Raw genomic sequence first — 2,209 nt, 5'->3', positions numbered from 1 at the left:
CGGCAGGGCCGCCGCGGACCCGCCCCCGGCCGGCCGGGCCGGCGCCTGCACCAGCTCGGCGATCCGGCCGGCGTCCCGCTCCGGGCGGCCGATGGTGAAGTCGATCCCCCGCGGGCCGGTCACCTCCCGCTCCAGGAACGTGCCGGGCCGCAGTCCCGACACCCGCCGCACGACCTCGCCGACCAGGTGGCCGTAGGTCAGCGCGTGGTAGCCGGACCGGGTGCCGGGCTCCCACCAGGGCTCGGTCGCGGCCAGCCGCCGCGTGGTCAGCTCCCAGTCGTAGAGCTGCTCCAGGCTGTGCGGCTCGCGCAGCCCCGCCAGCCCGGCCCGGTGCGAGAGCAGATGACGGACCAGGACCTTCTCCTTGCCCGCGGCCGCGAACTCCGGCCAGTACGCGGCCACCGGGGCGTCCAGGTCGAGCAGCCCCCGGTCGGCGAGCAGGTGCGCGCACAGCGCCACCGGGCCCTTCGTCGTGGACCACACGTTGACCACGGTGTCCCGCTCCCAGGGCCGTGTCCGGGCGGCGTCCGCCCACCCGCCCCACAGGTCCACCACCGTGCTGCCGTCCACCGTCACGGCCACCGCGGCGCCCAGCTCCTGACGCTCGCGGACGTTCTCCTCGAACGCCGCGCGCACCGCCGCGAACCGCGGGTCGCAGTGACCGTGAACCAGTACGTCGTGCTCGGACATGGGCCCTCCGTCGGCCGTCGGGAAGCCCGCACCGCGGTGGCGCGGCCCGGGCGGCCTAGAACGTACCGACTGGTCGGACCGGACGGAAGGCCCCGTCCCGACGGGCGGGACGGCCTGCGCCCCCGGGGGCCGGAAAGCCCGCCCCCGGCCCGGCCTGCCGACGGTGCCTCAGACGTGCGAGCGCATCCAGCGCAGCTGGACCGCCTCGTGGAACGGGCCGCCGCCCTCGTGGTCGTTGAAGTCGTACACCTCGATCGACTTGTCGTCGTGCGCCCAGGAGTTGAACGCCGCGAACACCGTCGAGGGCGGGCAGGTCTGGTCCTCCAGCGCGACGGAGAACAGCGCCGGAGCCCGGCCGCGGGCCGCGAAGTGCACCCCGTCGAAGTACGACAGGGTGCGCAGGGCGTCGGCGGTCCGCCCGGGACGCGACTTCAGGAACAGGCCGATCTCCCGGTACGGGGGCCGGTCGGTGAGCGTCACGGCCCGCGGGAAGTCGCACAGGAACGGCACGTCCGGCGCCACACCCGCCAGGTCCGGCACCAGGCCGCCCACCGCGATCGCCAGGCCGCCGCCCTGGCTGGCCCCGGCCACCACGGTGCGCGCCGCGTCGGCCAGCGGATGCGAACGGGCGGCCTCCACCGCGCGCACGGCGTCCGTGAACACCCGGCGGTAGTAGTAGTTCTCCGGCGCGTCGAGACCGCGGGTCATGAACCCGGGGTGCGAGGGCCCGCTGCCCACCGGGTCGGCGGTGACCTCCCCGGGCCCCCAGCCGCTGCCCTGGCCCCGGGTGTCCATCACGAAGTGCGCCCGGCCGGTGGACGCCCACAGCAGGTGCTCGTGGGGCAGCCCGCGACCCCCTCCGTAGCCGATGAACTGCACCACCAGCGGCAGCGGCCCCTCGGCCCCGGCGGGCACCGTCAGCCAGCCCTTGACCGGGTGCCCGCCGAACCCGGCGAACGTCACGTCGAACACCCGCACCGTGGACAGCCCCGTGTCGACCGGCTCGAAGCGGGCGTCCAGATCGTGCGCGCGGGCCTCCGCGAGCGTCTTCGCCCAGAACGCGTCGAAGTCCTCGGGCTCCGTGCCGGACCCGCGGTACTCGCGCAGTCCGTCGAGGGGAAGGTCGAACAGGGCCATCAACAACCGCCTTCGTCAGCAGAGTACGCGCAACGATCACACGGTACGGGCGCCGTCCGAGCCCGTGCCAGAGCCCGCCCGGCCGTCCCGTCAGACGCCACGGCGGGTCCACTCGGGCCCGGTGCGGTCCCAGTCCCGCTCCCACTCGGCCAGCCGCCGGCGCATCGCCACCGACCGCACCGCGCCGTGCGCGAGCAGCACCGCGGCCACCGTGCCGCCCGCGGCACAGCCGCCCACACCCGCCGTGTGCTGCCAGACCGAGGCGACGTCCACCGGCGGCGGCACGTTCCGCCCCCGGGAGTCGAACCACACGTGCACCCGGTCGCCCGGCCGCGCGGTGGCCGGGACCCGGGCGACGGCCTCGCGCATCCCCTCGTCCGGG

The 2,209-nt window shown here is 76.0% G+C and carries 2 protein-coding genes and 1 pseudogene; all 3 read right to left on the bottom strand.

The features are described 5' to 3' along the window. Window positions 1-690 (bottom strand): serine hydrolase domain-containing protein (locus G3I53_RS11860; RefSeq protein WP_164438314.1); only part of this gene is annotated, 690 nt, incomplete at its 3' end. Window positions 691-858: 168 nt separating this feature from the next. Further along, entirely contained in the window at window positions 859-1,827 is a 969-nt protein-coding gene (locus G3I53_RS11855; RefSeq protein ID WP_164334307.1) for an acetylxylan esterase, read from the bottom strand. Window positions 1,828-1,917: 90 nt separating this feature from the next. Next, window positions 1,918-2,209: pseudogene (locus G3I53_RS11850) on the bottom strand (hypothetical protein); the annotation flags it as partial.

The organism is Streptomyces sp. SID14436 (assembly GCF_010548465.1).
Taxonomy (GTDB): domain Bacteria; phylum Actinomycetota; class Actinomycetes; order Streptomycetales; family Streptomycetaceae; genus Streptomyces.
The sequence above is the reverse complement of the archived record's forward strand: the minus strand, read 5'-3'. Positions and strand labels throughout refer to the sequence as shown.

Bases quoted from the DNA above. Each gene is read 5' to 3' on its own strand.
- G3I53_RS11855 (WP_164334307.1), bottom strand. From the start codon at position 1,827: ATGGCCCTGTTCGACCTTCCCCTCGACGGACTGCGCGAGTACCGCGGG.